The 23793-nt window shown below is 64.1% G+C and carries 20 protein-coding genes; 6 read left to right on the top strand and 14 right to left on the bottom strand.

Annotated elements, in window-relative coordinates; genetic code table 11:
* Positions 1-40: 40 nt before the first annotated feature.
* Entirely contained in the window at positions 41-1237 is a 1197-nt protein-coding gene (locus P6U27_RS09260) for a L,D-transpeptidase family protein (protein ID WP_407194431.1), read from the bottom strand.
* Positions 1238-1602: 365 nt separating this feature from the next.
* Here P6U27_RS09260 and P6U27_RS09255 point away from each other — a divergent pair, with 365 nt between their 5' ends.
* Entirely contained in the window at positions 1603-2382 is a 780-nt protein-coding gene (locus tag P6U27_RS09255) for a hypothetical protein (RefSeq protein ID WP_209294246.1), read from the top strand.
* Positions 2383-2436: 54 nt separating this feature from the next.
* Here P6U27_RS09255 and sseA read toward each other — a convergent pair whose 3' ends face one another.
* The 4 genes from sseA to P6U27_RS09235 form a co-directional block, all read right to left on the bottom strand.
* On the bottom strand, positions 2437-3291 hold the full coding sequence (sseA, locus tag P6U27_RS09250; protein ID WP_122401903.1) for a 3-mercaptopyruvate sulfurtransferase: 855 nt from the start codon (positions 3289-3291) through the stop codon (positions 2437-2439).
* A gap of 73 nt (positions 3292-3364) precedes the next feature.
* On the bottom strand, positions 3365-4534 hold the full coding sequence (locus tag P6U27_RS09245; RefSeq protein ID WP_122402679.1) for an IS481 family transposase: 1170 nt from the start codon (positions 4532-4534) through the stop codon (positions 3365-3367).
* 212 nt (positions 4535-4746) lie between these two features.
* Positions 4747-5160 (bottom strand): rhodanese-like domain-containing protein, encoded by a 414-nt coding sequence (locus P6U27_RS09240; protein WP_018641027.1) that lies wholly within the window; start codon positions 5158-5160, stop codon positions 4747-4749.
* Between the two features lie 110 nt (positions 5161-5270).
* Complete coding sequence (locus P6U27_RS09235) at positions 5271-6446, bottom strand: vWA domain-containing protein (RefSeq protein WP_407193898.1); 1176 nt, start codon at positions 6444-6446, stop codon at positions 5271-5273.
* A gap of 174 nt (positions 6447-6620) precedes the next feature.
* On the opposite strand from P6U27_RS09235, the gene P6U27_RS09230 reads away from it, so the two are divergent.
* Positions 6621-6866 (top strand): GlsB/YeaQ/YmgE family stress response membrane protein, encoded by a 246-nt coding sequence (locus P6U27_RS09230; protein WP_129146197.1) that lies wholly within the window; start codon positions 6621-6623, stop codon positions 6864-6866.
* 102 nt (positions 6867-6968) lie between these two features.
* The gene (locus P6U27_RS09225) at positions 6969-7811 is read left to right on the top strand and encodes an AAA family ATPase (protein ID WP_407193897.1); all 843 of its coding nucleotides are present in this window, start codon (positions 6969-6971) and stop codon (positions 7809-7811) included.
* Positions 7812-8343: 532 nt separating this feature from the next.
* On the opposite strand, the gene P6U27_RS09220 is transcribed toward P6U27_RS09225, so the two are convergent.
* The 6 genes from P6U27_RS09220 to P6U27_RS09195 form a co-directional block, all read right to left on the bottom strand.
* Positions 8344-9303, bottom strand: coding sequence for an IS110 family transposase (locus P6U27_RS09220; protein WP_122406484.1), 960 nt, complete (start codon positions 9301-9303; stop codon positions 8344-8346).
* A gap of 385 nt (positions 9304-9688) precedes the next feature.
* On the bottom strand, positions 9689-10789 hold the full coding sequence (locus P6U27_RS09215) for an IS4 family transposase (RefSeq protein ID WP_122404748.1): 1101 nt from the start codon (positions 10787-10789) through the stop codon (positions 9689-9691).
* A 708-nt stretch (positions 10790-11497) separates the two neighbouring features.
* Complete coding sequence (locus P6U27_RS09210) at positions 11498-13144, bottom strand: GMC family oxidoreductase (protein ID WP_407193896.1); 1647 nt, start codon at positions 13142-13144, stop codon at positions 11498-11500.
* Between the two features lie 111 nt (positions 13145-13255).
* Positions 13256-13849 (bottom strand): GNAT family N-acetyltransferase, encoded by a 594-nt coding sequence (locus tag P6U27_RS09205; RefSeq protein ID WP_122401897.1) that lies wholly within the window; start codon positions 13847-13849, stop codon positions 13256-13258.
* Between the two features lie 128 nt (positions 13850-13977).
* Entirely contained in the window at positions 13978-14904 is a 927-nt protein-coding gene (locus P6U27_RS09200; RefSeq protein WP_407193895.1) for an SMP-30/gluconolactonase/LRE family protein, read from the bottom strand.
* Positions 14905-15040: 136 nt separating this feature from the next.
* Positions 15041-15874, bottom strand: coding sequence for an AraC family transcriptional regulator (locus P6U27_RS09195; protein WP_164936978.1), 834 nt, complete (start codon positions 15872-15874; stop codon positions 15041-15043).
* A gap of 172 nt (positions 15875-16046) precedes the next feature.
* Between P6U27_RS09195 and P6U27_RS09190 the strand changes: the two genes are divergently transcribed.
* Positions 16047-17150 carry a mandelate racemase/muconate lactonizing enzyme family protein gene (locus tag P6U27_RS09190; protein ID WP_407193894.1) on the top strand — a complete coding sequence of 368 codons (1104 nt, stop codon included), beginning with the start codon at positions 16047-16049 and terminating at the stop codon, positions 17148-17150.
* A 7-nt stretch (positions 17151-17157) separates the two neighbouring features.
* Here the strand turns inward: P6U27_RS09190 and P6U27_RS09185 are convergent, their stop codons facing one another.
* On the bottom strand, positions 17158-17514 hold the full coding sequence (locus P6U27_RS09185; protein ID WP_122401894.1) for a hypothetical protein: 357 nt from the start codon (positions 17512-17514) through the stop codon (positions 17158-17160).
* A 182-nt stretch (positions 17515-17696) separates the two neighbouring features.
* On the opposite strand from P6U27_RS09185, the gene P6U27_RS09180 reads away from it, so the two are divergent.
* The gene (locus P6U27_RS09180) at positions 17697-17921 is read left to right on the top strand and encodes a hypothetical protein (protein ID WP_024339451.1); all 225 of its coding nucleotides are present in this window, start codon (positions 17697-17699) and stop codon (positions 17919-17921) included.
* A 280-nt stretch (positions 17922-18201) separates the two neighbouring features.
* Here P6U27_RS09180 and P6U27_RS09175 read toward each other — a convergent pair whose 3' ends face one another.
* On the bottom strand, positions 18202-18858 hold the full coding sequence (locus P6U27_RS09175) for a glutathione S-transferase family protein (RefSeq protein WP_407193893.1): 657 nt from the start codon (positions 18856-18858) through the stop codon (positions 18202-18204).
* Between the two features lie 165 nt (positions 18859-19023).
* Here P6U27_RS09175 and P6U27_RS09170 point away from each other — a divergent pair, with 165 nt between their 5' ends.
* Entirely contained in the window at positions 19024-20247 is a 1224-nt protein-coding gene (locus P6U27_RS09170) for a polyhydroxyalkanoate depolymerase (RefSeq protein WP_407193892.1), read from the top strand.
* Positions 20248-20296: 49 nt separating this feature from the next.
* Here P6U27_RS09170 and P6U27_RS09165 read toward each other — a convergent pair whose 3' ends face one another.
* Positions 20297-23620 carry an adenylate/guanylate cyclase domain-containing protein gene (locus P6U27_RS09165; RefSeq protein ID WP_407193891.1) on the bottom strand — a complete coding sequence of 1108 codons (3324 nt, stop codon included), beginning with the start codon at positions 23618-23620 and terminating at the stop codon, positions 20297-20299.
* Positions 23621-23793: the final 173 nt, after the last annotated feature.

Raw genomic sequence — 23793 nt, 5'->3', positions numbered from 1 at the left:
AAGCACACGCGCCGCCGATTGGTCGGTTCTGCGAGCCGGTTTAGCGCACCGTCACCGGCGCGGGGAGCGGCGGCACCACCGTCGGCTGGGTGCCGGGCACCGGACCGGCCTGAGCGGCCATCGGAGCCGGACCGGCGGCACCGGGGGTCGGCGCAGCGGAGGCAGTCGCCGTTCCCGGCGACGGGCCGCCCGGCAGCACCACCACGCGGGTGCCGACCTTGACGCGGTCGAACAGGTCCGAGACGTCCTCGTTCAGCATGCCGATGCAGCCGGAGGACACGAATTTGCCGATCGTCGAAGGCTGGTTCGTGCCGTGGATGCGATAGACGGTCGAGCCGAGATACATCGCGCGGGCGCCAAGCGGATTGCCGGGGCCGCCGGCCATGAAGCGCGGCAGGTAGGGCTGACGCTCAATCATCTCGGTCGGCGGATGCCAATCCGGCCACTCGGCCTTGCGGGTGATCTTCTGCACGCCAGTCCAGGTGAAGCCGTCGCGCCCGACGCGGACGCCGTAGCGGACCGCGCGGCCGTTGCCGAGCACGTAATAGAGGTAGGTGTTGGGCGTATCGACCACGATGGTGCCGGCCGGCTCCTTGGTCTGGAACGCAACTTCCTGGCGGCGCAGATTCGGCGGCAGCTGCGCCGGCGCAGCATCCGGCTGCTCCTCGGGTGGCAGCGAGGCGACCGTCATCGGCCGGCCGTCGGCGCCAACAGGCGGCTGGCCGGACTGCACCGCTCCGGTCGCGGCCGGACCACCGACTGCCTCCGGCGGACGTAGGCCATCGTTGGCCGGCGCCTGAGCCGGACGGTCGGCGTAGATCACCGACGGCGGACCGGCGGGCCGGCCATAGCGGGGATCGTCGGGCGACATCACGGGGCCCTGGGGCGGCGCCGCCGAATAGACCGGCGGAGCGCCAGCCGGACGGCCATAACGCGGATCATCCGGCGACATCACCGGCCCCTGCGGCGGGGCGGCCGAATAAACCGGAGGCGCGCCGGCCGGGCGGCCGTAGCGCGGATCGTCAGCCGGACCGGGCGGCGGCAGCGAAGCCTGCGGCATCGCCTCGTCGTCTTCGTCCAGCGCGTCGAAATTCGGCATGCGGTCGCCGGGCCGATATTCGGCCGGGGCACCATAACCTGGCGCCTGTTGGACCGGATAGCTCTGAGCCTGAGCGAGCGAGGTCCCCGCCGCAGCGACTGTCGCGGCAGCGCATATCGTCAGAAAGTGTTTGATCATCATCGCTCTTGTATAGTCCCCAAGCCCGATCGGACCGTTAACGGCCAGATGACGGAAGATAGCGGCACATTCAAGACATATCAGGCTTATTTGCGCCGGATTGGCCGATTTGTGATCCGCAAGACTACCGTTGCCCCGTTGCATCACGGGGCTGAAATCGTATCGCGGCATCAATTGCCGCGATGTTCGGTCGCGATTTTAACAGAACGATGCCGAAGCGTTGCGATATGGTCGAATCAGCCTGATTCGCCACCTTTTGAGCTCGGATCCGCGTGGCGAACGCGGCAAGCAGTACCGTCACCGCGTTCAGATGGCTCTTTGGCCCCGGCCCAGTCGCCGCCGGGGCGGAAATTCGCAATCGCTCGATGCTTCCCGGCTTTCGCTTCCTGTTTGCCGCGATCCTGCTGTCAACCTCCATCCTGGTGTTCGGCCTAGGTGCCGCCGCGCTGCTGCGGGCGACCCATCAGCAGTATGTCAGCAACCCCTCCTGGCGGAACGGCCCGCAGGAGCAGGTGTTTGCGCAGAGCCCCGAACCGGCCCAGCCGGTGCTCGCGGTATTGCGGGCGGAGCCGGAGGTGCCCGCCGAGACCACGCTATCGCTGCGTGACCAGGTGCCGACCATTGGATTGCCGGCGAGCGAGCCCGAACAGGTGGCCGCGCTGGCCACCGAGACCGCCGTTCAGCCGCAGGCCACCGCGCCTCTGGCTGAAGTCCCGGCTGTCGAACCAGCCAAGCCCGAAGCGACGGTAGAGGCTGCACCGCCAACGGCCACCGACACGCTCACCCCGGCCGACACCACGGCGTCGATTGCAGCGGCCCAGCCCGCCGCAACGAACAGCGAGCCGGCGCCGCCCGAGCCCACTGCCGCCCTCGCCTCCCCGGCGGTTGATACCGCCTCCGCGAAGCTGGCCGTGCTGAACGATCCGGCGACGACGGCGGTGAAGGCTGCGCCGGCGAAGGCCAAAGCCGAGAGCAAGAAGCCGGACAGCAGCGCATCGGACAGCAAGGCGGCCAAGCGCAAGGCGAAGGCGAAGAAGCGGCACCGCGTGGTGCGCCGCCCACCGCCTCAGCAGGTGCAGCAGCAGCTCGATCCATTCGGTCAGCCGCAGGCGTTCACCGCGACGGCGACGGCGCGCACGCGCTGATCTTCACCTCTCCCCGTAAGAAGGGGGCGAGGGAGCGCACTGTCATCGTGGCGACTACGCCGGCCCGGTCGCGATCGGCGGGCCGCCGGCCTGACCCCATTCCGACCAGGAGCCGTCATAGAGCGCGGTGTCGGTGATCCCCAGGCGATAGAGGGCGAGCGTGAGCACGCCCGCGGACACACCGGAGCCGCAGCTCGTCACGATGGGCGCGTCGAGCTTGACGCCGGCATTCGTGAAGGCGGCGCGGAGATCGTCGAGCGGCTTCATCTCACCGGTCGCGGCATCGAACAGCAGATTGTAGGGCACGTTGCGGGCGCCGGGGATGTGGCCGGAGCGGATGCCCGGCCGCGGCTCCGGCGCGCGCCCCTCGAAACGGTCGGCGGCGCGCGCGTCGATCACCTGCTCCTTGCTGCTTTCGAGATTGGCGATGAGCTGCTGCATGCTGCGCACGCGTTTTGAATCATAACTCGCCTTGAACGTCGTAGGCTTGGGCTTCACCTCGCCGCTCTCGACCGGACGCCCTTCGGCGCGCCACTTCTTCAGGCCGCCATTGAGGATGCGCACATTGCCGTGGCCGAAGGCCAGGAACATCCACCACGCGCGGGGCGCTGCAACCCAGCCGCCGGCATCGTAGAGCACGACCGTGTCGCTGTTTCCGATGCCGAGATTGCCGACGTCGCGGCCGAACTGCTCGGCACTCGGATACATGTGCGGCAGCGGGTTGGAATGATCCGACACCGCATCGACGTCGAAGAACACCGCGCCCGGCAGATGCGCGGCGAGATAGTCGTCCTTCGGCAGCGGCAGCACGCCCGGCAGCTTGAAGCTGGCATCGAGAATCTTGATGTTGGCATCGCCCATGTGGGCGGCGAGCCATTCGGTGGAGACGAGGGGGTCGGTGGCGGTCATATGATGTCTTTCTTGTCGTTCCGAAGTTGAGGCAATGCGCATCGAACTCCGCTGTCATCGCCCGGCTTGATGTTCAGCCCGGGGACATGACCGACGGGTGTTCGGGGACATAGCCGACACATTCTCCGCTCGCCAAGTCGATGATAGCGACTTGGTGGGCGGCAAAGAAGATCCCGTATTGCGCATCGTTTGCCGAGGGGCGGATGGCGAGGCGCTCGCCACGGAAGGCCTGTGGCACTTTCCAAAGACGTCCCTTGAAGCTGACATAGGCTTTGGTCGTGGAGACGCGGCGCACGATCTCATGGCTGTCGTATTCGACCTGTGGCAATCGATCGGGCATTGGTCGCTGGCTGGGCCGATATCGACTGGCCGGGACCTGTTGTCCGAGCGCCTCGTGTGGCCGTTCGAAGTTGTAGACTTCCCGCCAGGCGTCGAAGGCACGCTGCGTCTCTGCGAGATCGCGGAACTGTCGCAGTGCGAACACCTCAGCCGCGAGGGTGCGGTGGAATCGTTCATTCTTGCCGCGGCTTTGCGGGTGATATGGGCGGCTGTGGATGACGGCGACGCCAAGCTTGAGCAGCCACACCGAGAACCGTGTCCATCGCTCGCCGGAAGGATCACCCCAGGGCGAACCATTGTCGACGAAGAAAGCCTCCGGGAGCCCGTAGTGGCGAAAGGTCTTCTCCAAGCGGCTGCGCACGGTATCTGTGCGTTGATCGGCACAGGCCTGCAGGCACAGATCATAGCGGGAGTGGTCATCCACCACCGTCAGAGGATGGCACTGGGTATCATTGCCGAGCCGAACCCAGCCTTTGAAGTCCATCTGCCACAACAGATTGGGGGCCGGCATCTCGAAACGCTGGCTTGCCGTCGGGCCGCCGATCGGAGGCTTGATGCGGCCAGACCGACGCAAGATCTGATGAACTGTTGAGACTGCTGGCGAACGCAAGCCATTGCGCTCCAGGCAGTGAGCTATCTTGCGAGCTCCCCATGCCGGATGGGCATCGCGTACCGCGAGAATACGTGCCTCAAGCTCGCAATCGGTCTGTCCCGGGCTCGCATGCGGTCGGCGCGAGCGGTCGTCGACATTCTGATCCGCTTGCCATCGTGCAAGCCATTTGTAGCCCGTGTCGGGATGGATATTGAACCGCCGGCAGAGCTCCCGCCGGTTCGCTCCCTCCTGCATCGCAAGCCGCACGAACTCCCGCCGCTGATCCATCACCGACACCTCTCGCCAGGGCATGGACTTGGCCTCCTTTACTGCCAAATCCCTGCACTATGATGTGTCGGCTATGTCCCCGAACACCCGTCGGTCATGTCCCCGGGCTGAACACTTGACCGGGCGATCCAGTATTCCAGAGGCGGTTGTGATTGAGTCGAGAGGCCGCGGCGTACTCGATTCCCCGCTTTCGCGGGGAATGACAGCGGAGAATGGCGCAACAGCGCAGCACCTTCTCACCCCTTCTTCTTCGGCTCCCATTGCTCGGTCGGGCCACCTGCGTCACGCCAGGCGGCGTAGCCGCCGGCGATGTGGGCGACGGGCTTCAACCCCATATCCTGCGCGGTCTTGGCCGCGAGCGCGGAGCGCAGGCCGCCAGCGCAGTGGAAGACGAACTTCTTGTCCTCCTGGAAGATCGGCTTGGCGTAGGGGCTCTGCGGGTCAATCCAGAATTCGAGCATACCGCGGGTGCAGGCGAAGGCGCCGGGGATGCGGCCGTCGCGTTCGATCTCGCGGGGGTCGCGGATGTCGACGATGACGACATCGCCGTTCTTGGAGATCTCGATGGCGTCCTTGGCGGTCAGCGTCTCGATCTCGGCATTGGCCTCGTCGATCAGCGCCTTGATGCCGCGGGTAATGGTCTGGGGCATGGGGTCTTCCCTTCTTCTTCCGTCGTTCCGGGGCGATCGCGAAGCGAGCGAACCCGGAACCTCGAGATTCCGGAATTCGCGCTGCACGCGCCCCCGGAATGACGGCAGCGCTAATGCGTCAATTCCTTCATCGCACTTTCCAGGCCTTCGATCGTGATCGGGTACATGCGGCCCGCGAAGATGCGTTTGATGATGGTGGTGGATTCCGAATAGTCCCAGTGCTTCTGCTGCACCGGGTTCAGCCACACCGCGTGCGGATAGGTGCGGATGATGCGGTCGAGCCAGACCGAGCCCGGCTCCTCGTTGACGTGCTCGACCGAGCCGCCCGGCACCATGATCTCGTAAGGCGACATCGAGGCGTCGCCGACGAACACGACCTTGTAGTCGTGCGGGTATTTGTGCAGCACATCCCAGGTCGGCGTGCGGTCGGTGAAGCGGCGCTTGTTCTGCTTCCACACGCCTTCATAGAGGCAGTTGTGGAAGTAGAAATACTCCATGTGCTTGAACTCGCTCTTGGCCGCCGAAAACAGCTCCTCGACCTGCTCGATATGTGCGTCCATGGAGCCGCCGATGTCGAAGAACACCAAGAGCTTCACCGCATTGCGGCGCTCGGGGCGCATGTGCACGTCGAGATAGCCGTGATTGGCGGTCTCGCGAATGGTGGTGTCGAGATCGAGCTCGTTGGGCGCGCCGGTGCGCGCGAATTTGCGCAGGCGCCGCAGCGCCACCTTGATGTTGCGGATGCCGAGCTCGACATTGCCGTCGAGATCCTTGAACTCGCGCCTGTCCCACACCTTCACGGCGCGGTTGTTGCGGTTCTTCTCCTGGCCGATGCGGACGCCCTCGGGGTTGTAGCCGTAGGCCCCAAAGGGTGAAGTGCCGGCGGTGCCGATCCACTTCGAGCCGCCCTGGTGGCGGCCCTTCTGCTCCTCGAGGCGCTTTTTCAGCGTCTCCATGAGCTTGTCCCAGCCCATGGCCTCGATCTGCTTCTTCTCTTCCTCGGTGAGGTATTTCTCGGCGAGCTTCTTCAGCCATTCCTCGGGGATCTCGGCCTTCTCCATGGCGTCGAGCAGGCTTTCCAGCCCCTTGAAAACGGTGCCGAAGACGCGGTCGAACTTGTCGAGATTTCGCTCGTCCTTCACGAGCGAAGCGCGCGACAGATAGTAGAAATTCTCGACCGTGTAGTCTGCGAGGTCAGCGTCGAGCGCCTCCATCAGCGTGAGGTATTCGCGCAGCGTTACGGGGACCTGCGCATCGCGCAGAGAGGTGAAGAATTGCAGGAACATGGGTGACAGATTGCCCGTCGGGTGGCTGGCGTCAAGGGGCGGCGCTTCACCTCTCCCATAGGGGCCCATAGGGAGAGACGAAGCAGGATCACGACCGCGGTGATTCAGCGTGGACCCAAGGGCTTTTTGCTCTAGAATTGCCGGCCTCAAGGGGTTGTTTTGGGGACGTTTGCAATGGGAATTGTCGCGGCGCTGATCATCGGCGCGATCGCAGGCTGGCTCGCGGGCAAGATTGTCCACGGGGCGGGATTTGGGCTGATCGGCAACATCGTCGTCGGCATCATCGGCGCGCTGGTCGCGAGCTGGGTGCTGCCGCAGCTGCATATCGCGCTCGCCACCGGCACGGTTGGCGCCATCGTGGACGCCACGATCGGCGCGGTGATTGTGCTGGTGATCCTTTCGCTGATAAGACGGGTCTGAAAGCCTGACCGAACCAGGAACGGCCGCGCTACGCGGCCGTTCCCATGTCGCGACCGCGATGAAAGTGGCGATGCCTCGGACGACGACCAACAAGGACGCGCGATGAAATTTACCGGCACCAAGGACTATGTTGCGACCGACGATCTCAAGGTCGCCGTCAACGCTTCGATCGTGCTGGAGCGCCCGCTCCTGGTGAAGGGCGAGCCCGGCACCGGCAAGACGGTGCTGGCGGAGGAAGTGGCGAAGGCGCTGAACGCCCCGCTGCTGACCTGGCACATCAAGTCCACCACCAAGGCGCAGCAGGGCCTCTACGAATACGACGCGGTGTCGCGCCTGCGCGACAGCCAGCTCGGCGATGCCCGCGTCTCGGACATCAAGAACTACATCAAGCGTGGCAAGCTGTGGGAAGCCTTCACCAGCGAGCAGCGCCCGGTGCTCTTGATCGACGAGATCGACAAGGCCGACATCGAATTCCCGAACGACCTCCTGCTCGAGCTCGACCGCATGGAATTCCATGTCTACGAGACCGGCGAGACGATCAAGGCCAAACAGCGCCCGATCATGATGATCACCTCCAACAACGAGAAGGAGCTGCCGGACGCCTTCCTGCGCCGCTGCTTCTTCCACTACATCAAGTTCCCCGATGCCGACACGATGGGCCGCATCGTCGATGTCCACTTCCCCGGCATCAAGAAGCGCCTCGTTGAAGAGGCGCTGCGCATCTTCTTCGAGGTGCGCGAGGTGCCCGGCCTGAAGAAGAAGCCGTCGACCTCGGAGCTGCTCGACTGGCTCAAGCTGCTGCTCAACGAGGACATGAGCGCCGAGCAGCTGCGGGAGCGGGATCCGCGCAAACTGATCCCACCGCTGCATGGCGCGCTGCTCAAGAACGAGCAGGACGTGCATTTGTTCGAGCGGCTGGCGTTTTTGAGCCGACGGGAAGTCTGAGCTCGTTGCAGCTCCCGTCATCCTGACGTACGAGGCATGGGACGCAAAGCGTCCCATGGGGAGCCTCGAAGGATGAATGGCCGAGATGCAGCCGGGCCGTCGCCCTTCGCGGGCCGCTGAAGAAGCGGCCATCTCAGGGTGATGGTGAGAGATTTGTGCACGCTGCCTCACATCGTCATTGCGAGCGCAGCGAAGCAATCCAGAATCCCTCCACCGCAGCAGTCTGGATTGATTCGTCGCAGGAGCTCCTCGCAATGACGAAGACGCATGGCGTCGCTCTCTGACTCACGTTTTGACCAGCAGACACAGCTTCGCAGCCTCGCGGCTCATCTCGCCCGAGCTTTGCTTCATTCCATCGCCTCTTCCGAAGAAAGAGCAACTGTGGCGAAGTAGCCCGGCGATCGGCCGGCCTCAAGGCTGGCGCTGGCGCGCCCCCGCCTGCGGCGGCTGACGGCCTTGACCCCGTCCGCTCACCGGTCTGTTGGCTTTGCATGCGCTCGGCCGAGGTCCGAGCGCGAGATAGGCGCGCTCGTCAGGCCACCCTGTATTTCTTCGGATCCCACGTCTCGCCGCGCGCGATCATGGTGTTGAGGATGATGATCAGCTTGCGCATACAGGCGACGATCGCGACCTTTGGCGGCTTGCCCTTGGCAATCAGCCGTTCGTAGAAGGCCTTGAACACCGGATTGTTCAGCGTTGCGGCACCGACACAGGGCATGTAGAGGGCATTTCGCACCCAGCGGCGGCCACCCTTGATGCAGCGTTCACCTCGACGTTTGCCGCTATCATCGTCATAAGGAGCAACGCCCATCAACGCGGCGGCAACTTCGTCGCTCACCTGCCCCAGCTCCGGTAGTCCTCCAAGCAGCGCCATTGCGGTCCCCTCAGCAAAGCCTGGTACGCTCTGGATGATCTCGGCGCGTTTGGCAAAGTCCGGCGTTGTCTTGATCGTCGCCGCGATCGCGGTCTCGAGCGCGGCGATTTCGTCAGCCAGCTTCTTAAGAAGACGCGCGCGAGCCTTCTGAACAAGGGCCGGCGCCTCATGCTCCTTCTGCATTTCCAGGCGAGCCCTGACGTCAAGCAGGCCTTGGCGTCCCTTCACCAGTGCCTTCATCTCCTCGTGAGCGGGATTGTCGACTTGGCTGGGAGCCTCGCCGAATGTCTCGGCGAACCAGGAGATCATCTCCGCGTCGATCTTGTCATTTTTCGCAAGGCGTCCCGCCGATTCCGCAAAGTGGCGAACCCGTTTGGGATCGACGATCCGTACTTCCAGCCCTGCTTGGCGCAACGCCTTGGCCCATACCCGCTCGTAGCCGCCGCTTGCCTCCATCACTGCCTTGCCGACCTGATGCTTGCGAAGCCATGCAATCAAGCTCCGTCGCCCCGCCGCGGTTGTTGGGCAAGTCTTCCGCTCCGTTACGGTCCGAATGCACGCATCAATCTTGTCTTTAGCGACATCGATGCCGACGACAACCAGATCGTCTTGTGTCATCATCCACTCCCTTCCTTGCCTGGTACGGGCTCGCAGCCCTTGCAACTGTTCGGGTTGAGGAAGACACCGGAGCTGTCCCTTGCTCTTTAGCAGGCTCTGTCGCCTTTGGGCGCAACGGGCTCAGTTCCGGCAACGGGCGGTTCTGATCCAACCGCCCGTTGCCACATTCTGGCAGATTTCGGGGACACAAGGGCGCAGGGAAGGCCGCATAGGCGTTAAGGTAGCGCGAGCATCGATTGATACGGACGTTTTCGAGGAGGCTCGCGCAGGTGCCGCCCAAGCGCTCGCTTTCTGCGGCGAAAGCAACGGATGGTTGGTTGTGGAATGATCGCTTGTAGCAAGGATGCAACGAGTTGTTGCAAAACACGCCAAGCGCCAGGTGCCGTCAGGCGGCCTGCGTCCAGCGGGGAGAGTCCTCGAAGTCGCGGGCAAGCGGCTCGAGCAGCAGGATGATCAAGAGGTGTGCCAGCAAGTAGGGCTTGGCGGAGCGCGGATCGGTTCCAGGTGGCGTCTTGAGACCAATCAGACTCTTCAGTCGCTTGAAGCCAAGTTCGATGCGCCATCGCAGTCGATAGAGCGCGAGTACATCCTTGGTGGAGAACTCGTCCCGCGCGAGCGACGTGACCAGAATGACCCAATCCGCGGCTTCCAGAGTTTCTTTGGAGATGACGCGGTTTTCGTCTTGTGCGTCGCGCCGGGCTTTACGGCGCGAAGCCGCGACTGCACCGGCGGGCTTCTTGACTGCGACCAGACGCATAGCCAGAGGCGCACCGTCCTTGCGTTTGATCCAAATCCTCCGATCGATCAGTCCGTGCGCCTTCGCCGCACGCAATTGGGCCATCAGATCGAACGCAAGGCCTTTGGCATCAAGCCAACGTGCGTTCTTCCAGCCCGCTCGGATCAAAACGTCTGCCCCGGCGTCGCGCACAGCGGCGATGCGGTCAGGTTGTAGATAAGCGCGGTCAGCAATGCGGATCTCGTTCTTGACCACCGGTATCCGGTCAAACGTTTCGCCTTCTTGCTGATCTGTCAGCTCGAAGTGACCAAAGCGCTCATATGGCAGATCGAATGCACTATGAACGCGCCAAAGCTCACTGTTCCTGCGCGCAGCCGGTCCTGCCTGAGGCACTGTCGTCGCATCGATAATGCGGATCAGGCGGCCTCGGCTCGCTTTCGGGGCTGCCGCAGCGAGCAAGCCCTCCACCAGCACTGCAAACCAATCGCCACATTGACGCAGGCGATAGAACAACGCCACGCTGCTGAGGTCGGCAAGGCCAACAGAAGCGGCCCACGCGGCTGTCGATCTCAACCCTCTTTCACCCAGACAATAGGCCAGCATCAGCCGAAGTAACGCCACCGCATCTGGAATTTGGCGCCGCCGCACGAAAGCCTTCGTCTGGCGCGCACTTATTTCAAGCTGCGCAGCCCCGCCGAGCTGCGTAACCACTCTCGTCCAGTCCTCGTTCAGAAGCGATTCGTCTGCCATCCCGCCTTGGAATCACGTGTGATTCCAACACTCAAGAACAAACTTAACGCCTATGGGGAAGGCCGGGTGCTGACCTCGCACCCGCGGTCTGCTGCGCAAAAGGCACACGCAGAAAACCGCACAGCAGCATACAGGTGGTGCCGAACACACGGCCTTCCCTGCGCGATGGTCGGACGGCTTATGCCGCGCTCTCCCGGGAGCCGAATTCGTTCTGGCCTCCCTCACTCCCGCGAAAGTCACCGGCCATCGCGCCGGTTGACGCGACTGCCGCATCCGCAAGAGCTTGACCGTAGCAACGACGGCCAGGACCACACGGTTTTGCCGTACGCACACAGCGCCGCTCGTCCGCACGAAGCCTCGGGCTCACGGAGAGCAATCCGCCCTGCCCTTGACATCTCGCGCACGACGCTGCCGCGTCCACCGCAACCCGGCCCGCATTTCGAACGACTCGCGAACCGCCCCTCTTTCCGTGAGCCGGGCTGTTTCGGCTTATGCTGCATTTCCGAATTTCGGCAAAGGAGAATATTTTCGCGAGCAGGGGTTGACGGGCGGCAAGGTGTTTTGCCCGACGAGACAGTCACAGGTCGCTACACCTCGTCGCCCGGATGAAGCGAAAGCGTAATCCGGGCAAAACGTCGGACCCGGGGCCAACGCCCCCGGATTGCGCTTGCGCTCCATCCGGACCTCCATATCGGCAGAAGTGGCGCCTCACGCCACCGCGGCGTCCGGAATCCGCGCCGCTTCCATTGGCTGCTTGCCGCGGATCAGGTCCGACGCGCGGTCGGCGATCATCATGGTGGAGGCGTTGAGGTTGGCCGAGATCATGCGCGGCATCACCGAGGCGTCGATGACGCGCAGGCCCTCCAGGCCGTGGACGCGGAGGTGGTCGTCAACCACGGCCCAGGTTGAGTCCGCCGGGCCCATGCGGCAGGTGCAGCCGGGGTGGAAGGTGGTGGTGCCGCGTTGGGTGGCGGCGTGCAGAAATTCGTCGTCGGTGTTGACGTTGGGGCCGGGGAAATCCTCGTAGGCGTAGTAGGGCGACAGCGGGGCACTCTTCAAAAGCTTGCGCGCGAGCTTCATGCCGCCGACGATGACGCGGCGGTCGAGCTCGGCGTCGAGATAATTGGTCTGGATGATCGGCGGCGCGAACGGATCAGCCGAGCGAATGCGGACATAGCCGCGGCTCTCGGGGCGTTGCTGCCAGGACGCCACGGTCATGCCGGGCTCGTCCTCGAGCTGGCCCTGCACGCCCTCCTTGTAGCTGGCCGGCGTGAAGGTGAGTTGCAGATCAGAGCTCTCGGCACTCTCGCCGGAATGCCAGAAGCAGTAGACCATGGTCGGCGACAGCGACAGCAGCCCGCGCCGCGCGGTGGCCCATTTCATCGCCTCGATCCACAGCGAGAAGCCGCGGCGAAGCTCGTTGATGGTCTTGATGTTCTTGACGCGCGCGACCGTGCGCGGGGCGTAATGGTCCTGAAGGCCTTCGCCAACGGGGAGCGCGTGACGCACCGCGATGCCGTGCTGCTGCAACAGATCGGGCGAGCCGACGCCGGAGAGCTGCAGGAGCTGCGGCGAATTATAGGTGCCGCCGGAGAGGATGACTTCCTTGTTGGCGCGCACTTCGACAGGATGGCCGCCGCGGCCGCCCTTCATGTAGCGCACACCGACGGCGCGCTTGCCTTCGAAAATGATCTCGGTCGCGTGCGCATGCGTGTGCACGTGCACGTTCGGCCGCTTCATCGCGGGCTTGAGGAATGCGGTGGCGCCGGAGACGCGCAGGCCGTTGTTGATGGTGCGCTGGCAGTAGGAGACACCCTCCTGGGTCTTGCCGTTATAATCGGGGTTGCGGGGGATGCCGAGCGAGACCGCGCCTTCCATGAAGGCTTCGCAGAGCGGATCGCGCCAGTTCATGGTGGTGACGATGAGATTGCCGTCGCGGCCGCGATAGGTGTCCTCGCCCTCGCCGACCCGCCTCTCCAATCGCCGGAAGTACGGCAGCACGTCGGCATAGCCCCAGCCGCGGTTGCCCATCTGCGCCCAGGTGTCGAAATCCATGCGCTGGCCGCGGTTGTAGATGTGGCCGTTGATCGAGGACGAGCCGCCGAGCGTCTTGCCGCGCGGCGCATAGATGCTGCGCCCGCCGGTCCAGGGCCCCGGTTCCTGCTGGTAGGCCCAATTGATGCTCTTCATGTGGAAGGTCTTGATGAAACCCGCCGGCAGATGGATGTACGGGTGCCAGTCGGAAGGGCCCGCCTCGAGCACGCAGACGGTCGTATTGGGATCCTCGCTGAGCCGGCTGGTGAGCACGCAACCGGCGGAACCCGCGCCGACGATCACATAATCAAATCTGTCCATTCGGCTACTCCCAGCATGTCGTGAATTCGAGTGAACTGCAGCTGCGGGTTTCCGACACCTCTCCCCATGGGAGAGGTGATCGAGAGCGCGGCCGATGCGGTGCACATCTGTCTAGCGCGGCTTGTCGTTGAGTTGGAATTCCAAATGCGCCTGTACCGTCGGCCATTCGGCGGCGGTGATGCTGTAAACAACCGTATCGCGCAGCGTGCCGTTCGGCGCGATCTGGTGGCTGCGCAGGATGCCGTCCTGCTTGGCGCCCAGGCGCTCGATGGCGCGGCGGCTCTGGTGATTGAAGAAATGCGTGCGGAACTCGACCGCGATGCAGTTCAGCGTCTCGAAGGCATGGCGCAGCAGCAACAGCTTACACTGCGTGTTGAGCGGACCGCGCTGAGCGCTCTTGCCATACCAGGTCGAGCCGATCTCGACGCGGCGGTTGGTGGCATCGATGTTCATGTAGGTGGTCATGCCGACGATCCTGCCGCCAGCATCGAACACGGTGAACGGCAGCATCGACCCTGCGGCCTGCAAGCCGAGGCGGCGGTCGATCTCCTTGCCCATGTTCTCGGGCAGCGGGATCGCCGTGTACCAGAGTTTTGACAGCTCGCCGTCCTTGACCGCCTCGACCAGACCCTCGCGATGCTGATGCGACAGCGGCTCGAGACGGGCGTGCTGTCCGCGCAGGGTGATGGGATCGGGCCAGGGCATTTGAGTTACTCTCCGTTGTCATTGCGAGGAGTGAAGGCGAGGAGTGAAGCGACGAAGCAATCCAGCCTGTCACCGTGGACGCATTCCGGTTGCTTTGCCTCGCTCGCAATGACGGTCACTAGCACCGTTTACTTGTTTAGGAAATTGAGCGGCAAACCGCCGCGCGGCCAGTCCATGGCGATCAGCTCGCCCTTACCCGACAGCGTGATGTAGGCGGTCCTCAGCTCGGGGCCGCCGAAGGCGATGTTGGTGGTGACGCGGTCGCCGGTCGGAACCTGCTCGACCAGGGTGCCGTCGGGCGCGATCACGGAGATGCAGCCGGAGACGAGGGTGGCGACGCAGACATTGCCGTTCGCTTCCACTGCGAGCGAGTCGAACATCTGGTAGCCGCCGAGGCCGCAGATCGGCTTGCCGCGCTCGCCGCGATAGATCGCATCGCGCGGCTTGAGCGTGCCCGGCGCCGAGAGCTCATAGGCCCAAAGCCGGCCGGTCGGCGTCTCCGCGATGTAGACCGTGTTCTCGTCCGGCGACAGCCCGATGCCGTTGGCCGGCAGCACGCCATGCACGACTTCCACGATCTCGGTCATGCCGGGCTTGAGGTAATACATGCCGCCGACATCCATCTCGCGGGCGCGGCGCTTGCCGAGATCGGAGAACCAGAGGCCGCCCTGCCTGTCGAACACCAGGTCGTTCGGCCCGCGCAGATCGTGCGCGCCGCATTTGGCGACGACGGTCTCGACCTTGCCGGATTGCAGATCGACGCGCTGGATCGAGCCGCCGAGATAGTCGTCCGGCTGCGGACCCGGCATGATCATGTTGCGGGTCGGAATCCAGGAGAAGCCGCCATTGTTGCAGATGTAGATCTTGCCGTCGGGGCCGAGGGCGGCGCCATTCGGGCCACCGGGCACCTTGGCGACGATCTCCTTGCGGCCGTCGGGATAAACGCGCGTCAGGCGCTGGCCGCGGATCTCCACCAGCACCACCGAGCCGTCCGGCATCACGACCGGCCCTTCGGGAAATTCGAGGTCGGTGGCGAGAACGCGGACGTCAGGCATTTTGGGACCCTCCCGGCTGCTTGTTATGGCTTGCACGGGATGTCCAGCACGGGCCCCGCAGGCAAGATTTGCCTGCGGTTATGGCAAAGTCGCCAAGGCTTGCCAAGCAAGCGGGACGGTATGCCAGCGTTGCGCGCTACTCCTTCACCGGCACCCAGATCTCGAAGCCGCCGTTGCCGGTGGCGGGGTCGAATTTCTCGTCATAGCGCTCGAAGTTCGGCGCGTCCGCGGCTTTGAAACCCGACGCCGGCAACCACTGATTCCAAATCGTATTCACTGTGCGCCGGATCGAGGCGACGTGGTCCTTGTGGGAGAACACCGCGTAGCGCTGCTCGGGGATGCGGATGCGGGCGAAGCGGCGCGGCAGGTCGGAGAAGTCGGCGACCTCGACGCCGGCGATGTAGTCGAAATTGCCGGCATCATCGGCGTTGCAGCAAACGCCGTAGGCGACGTTCCCGACGCGGGCGGGGATGTCGGCGACCTCCTGGTGGAAACGTTGCCACAGACCGGGGATCACGGCGCCATTGTCGCAGGAGATGCGCTCGGCGGGACCGGCGATGAGAAAGGCCTTGGCGGTCTCGAAACGCGGTGGGGCGAGAGTATCCAGCATCGTGGAATCCATGAGGATCGGCTCCTGAAGATTGAGGTGGCTGACGCACGTTGCCGCCCTGACCGCTTCGGGCGTGGTGCCGAACTGGTCGCGGAACGCGCGGGTGAAAGCTTCGTGGGAGCCGTAATCCGCCTCCAGCGCCAGCGACAGGATGTCGGGCGTGCCCTTTGCCAGACTGCGCGCCGCTTGCGTCAGCCGCCGCGCCCGCACGTAGCGCATCACCGGAAGACCGACCGCTGCGGCGAACGCACGCACAAGGTGGAACCGCGACACGCCGGCGATCTCCGCGATCTCGTCGAGCGTCATCGGCTCGGCCAGATGGCTCTCGATATACCAGAGCGCGCGCTGGGCTGGATTCATGGCGGTTCGGGCCCTCGTTCGAAGCGCGGCCATGATGCGCCTGTCTCGACCGCTCCGCTTGATCGGCATTGCTGTGCTTCGCCTAAGGATAGTCCGGCAATCGCCACTGGCAACGCCCTGCCGTTCGTGGCTACATTCGTCGAAACCGCTCACCAGAAAGAGGAACCGGATCATGGAAATCACCGATGTGCGGGCGCACCATATCCGCGTTCCCTATGAGGCCGGTGTCGCGAGCTTTCGCCAGGGTGCCTCCGCCATCACGGCGCTCGACATGGTCCTCGTCGAGGTCACGACCGATTCCGGGCTGACCGGCTGGGGCGATGCCTTCGCCTATGTCTGCCCGCGCACGACGCGCAGCGCCGTCGAGGAGATGATCGCGCCGCAGGCCCGCGGGCTGAAGGTGCCCGATGCCGCCGGCATTCCCGCGGTGATGGAACAGATCCAGCGCAATCTGCATCTGTTCGGCCGCTACGGCATCACCATGTTCGCGACATCAGGGCTCGATATCGCATTGTGGGACCTGGCCGCGAAGGTCAAAGGCGTGCCGGTGCATCGCCTGCTGGGCGAGATCAGGCGCACGGCCATTCCGGCTTACGCGAGCCTGCTGCGGATCGGCTCGCCCGACAACATCGCCGCCGAATGCAGGAAGGCGCTCGCGCTCGGCTATGGCGCGATCAAGCTGCACGAAACCACGCAGCCGGCGGTATTCGCCGCACGCGAGGCGATCGGGCCGACCGTTCCGCTGATGGTGGACATGAACTGCCCGCTCACGGCCGAGCAGGCGATCGCATTCGCGGCGACGTGCCGGGACGCGCAACCGATGTTTCTCGAGGAGCCGGTCTGGCCGCCCGAGGATTTCACCGCACTCGCCGAGGTGCGCCGCAAGGCTGGACTCGGGATCGCTGCCGGCGAGAATGCCTGCACTGAATATCAATTCCGCCAGATGATGGAGGCCGGCGCGGTGAGCCACGCCCAGCCCTCGGTGATCAAGGTCGGCGGCATCACGGAATTTTTGAAGGTCGCGGCGCTGGCCGATCGGTCCGGCGTCAAGATCGTTCCGCACTCTCCTTATTTTGGCCCGGGCCTCCTGGCGACGCTGCATCTGCTCGCGACGCGCGACGACGGGCCGGTCGAGATGTTCTATTTGAAGCGCGAGGCCTGCCTCTGGAACGGCCGCGCCGATGTCGATGCCACCGGCCATGTCGCGGTGCCCTCAGGCCCCGGGCTCGGTTACGAGCCCGATCGTGGCGTGATGGAGCGATATCGCGTCGCGTGAACGGCGGTTATTTCGCCGCGTCCTTGGGCGGCGGCGCGTCCTGCTTCTTTTTCAGATCCTCGGCCGTCTTCGCCTGCGCAGCCTGCAGGTCGCCGAGCGTCTTCTGCAAGCCGGCGAGGCTGGTCTTCAGCGCGTCGATCTGGCGGTTGGCCGCATCCAGCTTCTGCTGATGGTCGAGATTGAGCTTGGTGATGGTCTTCTGCAGGAAATCAACATTGCTCTGCAGACAGCTGGTGCGCCGCTCCATCGTCTTCTCGACGGTGCAGATCTCGATGCCGGGCACGTCCTGCGCGTGCACCGGCAGAGGCGCCAGCGCTGCGAGCAGCAACATCGCGAAACGAATGCCAGCGTTTCGAAGCAGCATGAAAGTTCCTCGGCCAGTCGATCACGGCAATGTGCGCTGTTTGCGCACAGCCGCGTGAAGCTACCACACTCGCACCGCATTCTCGCGTTGAGCTTGGCTCGTTGCCCCGGGACGGGGAGCAGTGAACCGCACGCGGAAGAAGTGGGCGCTCTTCCCGCGCTTTGATTAGGGAGATTTTTGGAATGGCAACGCGCGATAGACGTTTGGCGGAGTTCGATGGCGCCGGAGAACCACCGCCGGGCCTGCCACTCGAAGTGCTGTGCGAGGATCACAGCGGAACGTATCAACTGCCGTTCGCCTGCCGCTATGTCGAGGGACGCTGGCAGAATCACGAAGCCGGCATCGCGGTCGAAGCAACCGTGATCGGCTGGCGCCTGCCACGCGTGAAGCAGCGCGGTGCCGCCTGAAGGCGGTCTCTGTTTCAAAATGCGACGGGGCCGCGCTTCGCTTTAACCTTCGGAACGCGGCCCGAACGAATCACGTCCGAATCAGCTGAAAGGCCGTGTACGCACCTGTTCACGGCTAGATGTCGATGCAGCTTTAGGGACGTGTACAATATCTCGGCGGCGCGCTGGATGGGCCGGGCCTGGCACCGGCGCCAAAGGTTAATCGTGGCAAAGGCATCGCCGTGAGGCCGCCGCGGCAGGGGCCCCGCCGCCGAAACAGGCAGGGCTGCGCAATACCTGCCTAATATTCGACCTCGAGTTCCTCGATCTCGGCTGGCTCCTCCCTCGCCGCCGCGATCCATTCCTGCATCTCGGGCATGGCCATGATGGTTTCGGCATAGGCCTTCAGCGGCGGCGCCAGCTTGACGTCATAGGTCATAAAGCGCGTCACCACCGGGGCATACATCGCATCCGCCATGGTGCGCTGCGCGCCGAACAGGAAGGGCCCGCCCGATTTCTCCAGGCAGTCGCGCCAGATGAACCAGACGCGGTCGATGTCGGCCTGCGCCCGCGACCAGATCTTGAAGCCGGGAAAGTGCCCCTTCAGGTTGACCGGCAACGAGGCGCGCAGCGTGGTGAAGCCGGAATGGATTTCGCCTGAGATCGAGCGGCAATGCGCGCGCTGGATGCGGTCGGCCGGCAACAGGCCGGCGTCCGGCATCACCTCGTTGAGATATTCGGCAATCGCCAGCGTATCCCAGACCACGGCGCCCTCGCGTCGCAGGCACGGCACCAGGATCGACGACGAGAGCAGCAGGATTTCGGCGCGCGCCGACGGATCGTCGGGCGCGGTGACGATCTCCTCGAAATCGAGCCCAGAGAATTTCGTCAGCAGCCACCCACGCAGCGACCAGGACGAGTAGTTCTTGCTGCTGATGGTCAGTGTCGCCTTCGCCATAGAGCCCTTCCCTCACGCCTGGGGCAACGCACCGCCACGCGTGCGGGCCCGTGACCGGTGCTTCCCGCCCAGAGAGCAGCAAGCGACGTGCCAATTTTCCGGGCGGTCCGGCTCCCGTCTGGCTTCGATATTGCATCACGACGGGGGACAGATGGGCATTTCGGTATGATGTCGATGTACTATCAGGCATTTCAGAACCACATGGACCTGACGGCGCCGTGGCGCGCGGGGGCTTCGTCCGCGCTCAAACTCCTCAATCTGGTGCCGCAGGGCCTGTCGGACCAGGTCGTCGGCCGGCTCTCGGCCGCGCTGGAGCTGATCTCGCGCTCCACCCTGACCTATGACCGACCGGCCTACGGCATCGACAGCGTCATGGTGGGCAATCGCGAAATCGCCGTCACCGAGGAGATCGCCTACGCGACGCCGTTCGGCTCGCTGCTGCACTTCAAGAAGGATGGCGCCCCCGAGCAGCCGCGCATGCTGCTGGTGGCGCCGATGTCCGGACACTTCGCCACGCTGCTGCGCGGCACCGTTAAGACGCTGCTCCAGGACCACGACGTCTACATCACCGACTGGCACAATCCGCGCGACATTCCGCGCAGCGAAGGCCGCTTCGGGCTCGACGACTACACCGAGCACCTGATCGATTTCCTCGGACAACTCGGCCCGCGGCCGCATATGGTGGCGATCTGCCAGCCGTCGGTGTCGGCGCTCGCGGCCGCCGCGATCATGTGCGAGGACAACCATCCCTCGCGCCCGGCGACGCTGACGCTGATGGCGGGCCCGATCGATACGCGGATCCAGCCGACCAGGGTCAACGAGTTCGCCAAGAGCAAGCCGATCGAGTGGTTCGAGCGCAACCTCATCAATTACGTGCCGATGCAGTGCCGAGGCGCCTTGCGCAAGGTCTATCCCGGCTTCGTGCAGCTGACCGCCTTCGTCTCGATGAATCTCGAACGCCATATCAAGCAGCATCTCGATCTCGCCAACCACATCGCCAAGGGCGAGAAGGAGAAGGCCGCGACGATCAAGACGTTCTACGACGAGTATTTCGCCGTGATGGATCTTCCGGCGGAATTCTACATCGAGACCGTGCGCGACGTATTCCAGGAGCATCTCCTGCCACAGGGCAAGCTGATGCATCGCGGACGGCCGGTGAACACCAAAGCCGTCAGCCGCATGGGCCTGATGACGGTCGAGGGCGAGAAGGACGACATCTGCTCGATCGGCCAGACCCTCGCAGCACAAGACCTCTGCACCGGCGTGCGCGCCTATCGCCGCGTCCACCACATGCAGGCCGGCGTCGGCCATTACGGCGTGTTCTCGGGCAAGCGCTGGAACAACGAGATCTACCCGCTGCTGCGGGATTTCGTGCACGTCAATTCGTGACCGTCACGCCTGGCCCCCAAGGCGCCAGCAAGAGTTGACGGGACATGCCTCAATGCTCTTGCTTGAGCAGCTCCTTCGCCTGTTCGACTTCGGGAAGATTTCCCTCGGCACCGAATTCGGCGAGCGTGGGAGCGAGCACATCGAATGCCGCGCCCGCTCGACCGTGCATCTTGTGCAGGCGCGCAAGTCCAAGGGCACTGCGCAATTCGAAGGTCTTCGTCTGTTGGTGTCGGGCGATCTCCAACGCTCGCTTGAGGGCGTCCTCGGCACTGTTCGAAGGATCATGGCGCGACAGGAGTTCTCCCCGCACGCGGTGCAGCTCGGCATCAAGCCAATGCTGGCCGGATTGTCCCGTCGAGGCGATCAACTCGTTCAATAGTTCGAGCCCGGTGTCGACCTGGCCCACCTCTGCTTCCGCCATGGCGACATGCATTCCCCAAAACGGTTCGCAGAGGTAGCAGTCGTTCTCGTGCAGCAAGGTCCAGCCGTGACGCATGTCCGCCAGACCGGCGATTCGGTCGCCGGCACGCCACTTGGCGAGGCCATTCAGGTAGGTGCCGGCGGCCACGTACAGCGGCATCGTATGGTCGCGCGCGAGACCGAGCGCCAGGATCGTCTCTGTCTGCTGCAACATGCCCCCGCATAGTCCATCGAACACGGCGCGATGAACAAGCGCGTTGGCCTGGGAAAGCGCCCGCTTTTCTCCTGAAGCACTCACCGCGTCGGCGGCGAGCCTGCGCGCGCGAGCGACTGCGCCAAGCGGCCAGAGCACCAGGGCGAGAAACCTCATGATCACGAACGGAAGATCCAGCGCCGAAGCCCTGAATGTCGCGGGATCCGGTTCGGCCCCATAGATCGCCAGCGCCCGCTCAAGATGCGTTCGCGCGTTCAAATAGTCGCCTCCGAACCAGCAGGTGACGCCACTCGTCCAATGGGCAACGACGGCGGCCACCGGCGAGTCTGGCCGTCGGTCGGCAACGCTCCAGATGGCATCCGCCAGCTCCCGCATCGGAGCGAGTTCGCCGTGTGTCAGGCAAGCATTGAAGAGACCCGAATGGACCGGCGCAAGTTCAACGGGATCATCGATATCGGCCGCGAACTGTCGCGCGCGCGTCCATGCCGCTACCGTTTCGGGAGCGTTGTGCCCGAGGCCGCCCCGTAATGCGCGGCCATATGCGATTTGAAGATGAAGCCGGCCCATCATCCGGCCGGGATCATCGGGCAACTGATCGGCGGCGGCGATCGCCTTGCCGAGATGTGCGATCGCCTCGGAATAGGCCGAGCGTTTGAGCGCCTGCTGGCCCGCCTTGCGCCACCATTCGAGAGCGATCTCGTTCAGTCCCGCCTCGGTGAAGTGGTACGCCAGAACTTCCGGCTCAGTCTCGGCAACGACTGGAAACTTGTCGCGCAGGACATCGCCGATGCGCTTGTGAAGCACCTGCCGTTTGCTCCTGAGCAGGCCCCCATAGGCTGCCTCCTGAACGAGAGCGTGCCTGAAGCTATAATTTGCTTCAGGCGGAGTGCCGCGACGGACCAGCAGTTCGGCCTCTTCCAGTTGTCCCAGCGCATTGCTCAGCGTCAGATCGTCGCGTCCCGTCACATATCTCAGCAGAGCGTATGAAAAGTCGCGGCCGATGGCGGCGCCTATCTGTGCCACCTCCTTGACTGGAGCCAGCCGGTCGAGCCGCGCCATCAGCGAGTCCTGCAGCGTCGCTGGAATGGCGAGCGGCGGGAGCGGACTGTCGAGGCGATAGCGTCCGGACTCTTCGACGAGCAATCCGGACTCCAGCACCATCTTGGTCAGTTCCTCGACGAACAATGGAATGCCGTCCGTCCTGTCGATGATTTGCTCCATCATCTCGCGCGGCAGCTGGCGGCCGACCGCCACCTGCTCGACCAGCGCGCGCGTATCCTGTCGGTCGAGCCGATCGAGCCGCAACAGACTGACGTTGGCAAGGCCCGACCAGGAGGGCTCGAACTCCGGCCGGGAGGTCATGAGCACGAGGATCGGCAGCCCCCTGATCCGGTCGACTCCGAGATCGAACAGTTCAAGCGTGGTGGCATCGGCCCAATGCATATCCTCGCAAACGATCAGCAGCGGCTGCTCTCGCGCCAAGCCCTCGAGCTGGTCGAGAAGCGCGGCAAACGTCTGTCGCCGCTGCTGCGCCGGGCTCAATCCGAGCGACGGATAACGGTCGCCGGTGGGAATAGAAAGGAGAGCCGCGATGAGCGGTGTCGCTTGAACGACCTGCTGTGTTCCGAGCGCCAGCATAGCCTCGAGTTTATCGAGCTTTTGCCCGGGCGTGTCATGCGGGCGGATGCCGGCGCCGCGCTCGAGCTGCGCGACAAAGGGATGAAGCGCACTGTTGGTGTGGTAAGGCGAGCACTGATACCGCACGCGGCGGTGCACCCCCAGCGAGGGGCTTTCGGAGAGCGTTGCGACAATACGCGACTTGCCGATGCCCGCTTCACCAGAAATCAATACGATCCGGCCCTGACCCTGCCATGCCTCTTGCTGCCGCGAGAGGATGAATTCGATCTCGTTCTTGCGGCCGACAAACCCGATCGAGCGCGCCGGGCGGACCGCTTCGAAACGGCTCTCCGATGCGGTCGCTCCCTCGACCGCCCAGACCGCGATGGGTTCGGCTATTCCCTTGACCTCGCGGCGGCCCAGATTGCGAAAAGTGAAGAGATCTCCCAGCAGCCTGCGCGTGGACGAGGCAACGACGACCGCCCCCGGCTCCGCAAGGCTCTGGAGCCGGGCGGCGAGGTTTGGTGTATCGCCGATCGTTCCGTGCTCCTCTGACGCCTCTCCGCTGATGAGGTCGCCAACCACCACAAGCCCTGTCGCGATTGCGATTCGCAGTTCGACCCGTTCGCCATCGGCTGTATTGAGTTGCCCAACCGCAGAGATCGCCTCGAGACCCGCCCGCACTGCCCGTTCCGCATCATCCTCGTGAGCGCGGGGATAGCCGAAATAGACGAGTATTCCGTCACCGACGAACCGGGCTATCCTGCCATCATAGGCCGCAACAACGCTCGCGCAGGCCGCGCGGTAGGCCCGGATCACTTCCCACATATCCTCGGGATCGAGACGCGCCGAGAGCGCAGTCGAGCCGACCAGATCGCAGAACATGACGGTGAGGTGACGGCGCTCGGCGTCATGAGGATGAACCGGCGATGCGATCGACGCGGCTGGATCGAGGTCGGCGATCGCACGCAACATTTTGCGGCGATGGCCGAGCAGGACTCCGAGCTTATCGAAGTCCTCGTCCATCAGTTCGGGAAGGACGCCTATGTCGATCCCATTTTGCGCAAAGCGCTCTGCGTATTGCGCTAGCCCCAGCTTTTCGAGCCACTCCGCAATCTGCATTGGCTCCACCGATCGTGTGGTTGGCAATTAGCAGAATTTTGGATCACGGCGCGGGGGACAATATACCAATGCCACCATGATGGCACGTCTTGTTTGTTCGCGACAGCTTAGGTTACCGATACCGCTTTCAAGCAACGGCACCACTCGATGCGAACGGCCTTGCCGTTACACAT

The organism is Bradyrhizobium sp. STM 3566 (assembly GCF_045571445.1).
Taxonomy (GTDB): Bacteria; Pseudomonadota; Alphaproteobacteria; order Rhizobiales; family Xanthobacteraceae; genus Bradyrhizobium; species Bradyrhizobium vignae.
Note: the sequence above shows the minus strand (reverse complement) of the source record. Positions and strands in the feature narration are given on the sequence as shown.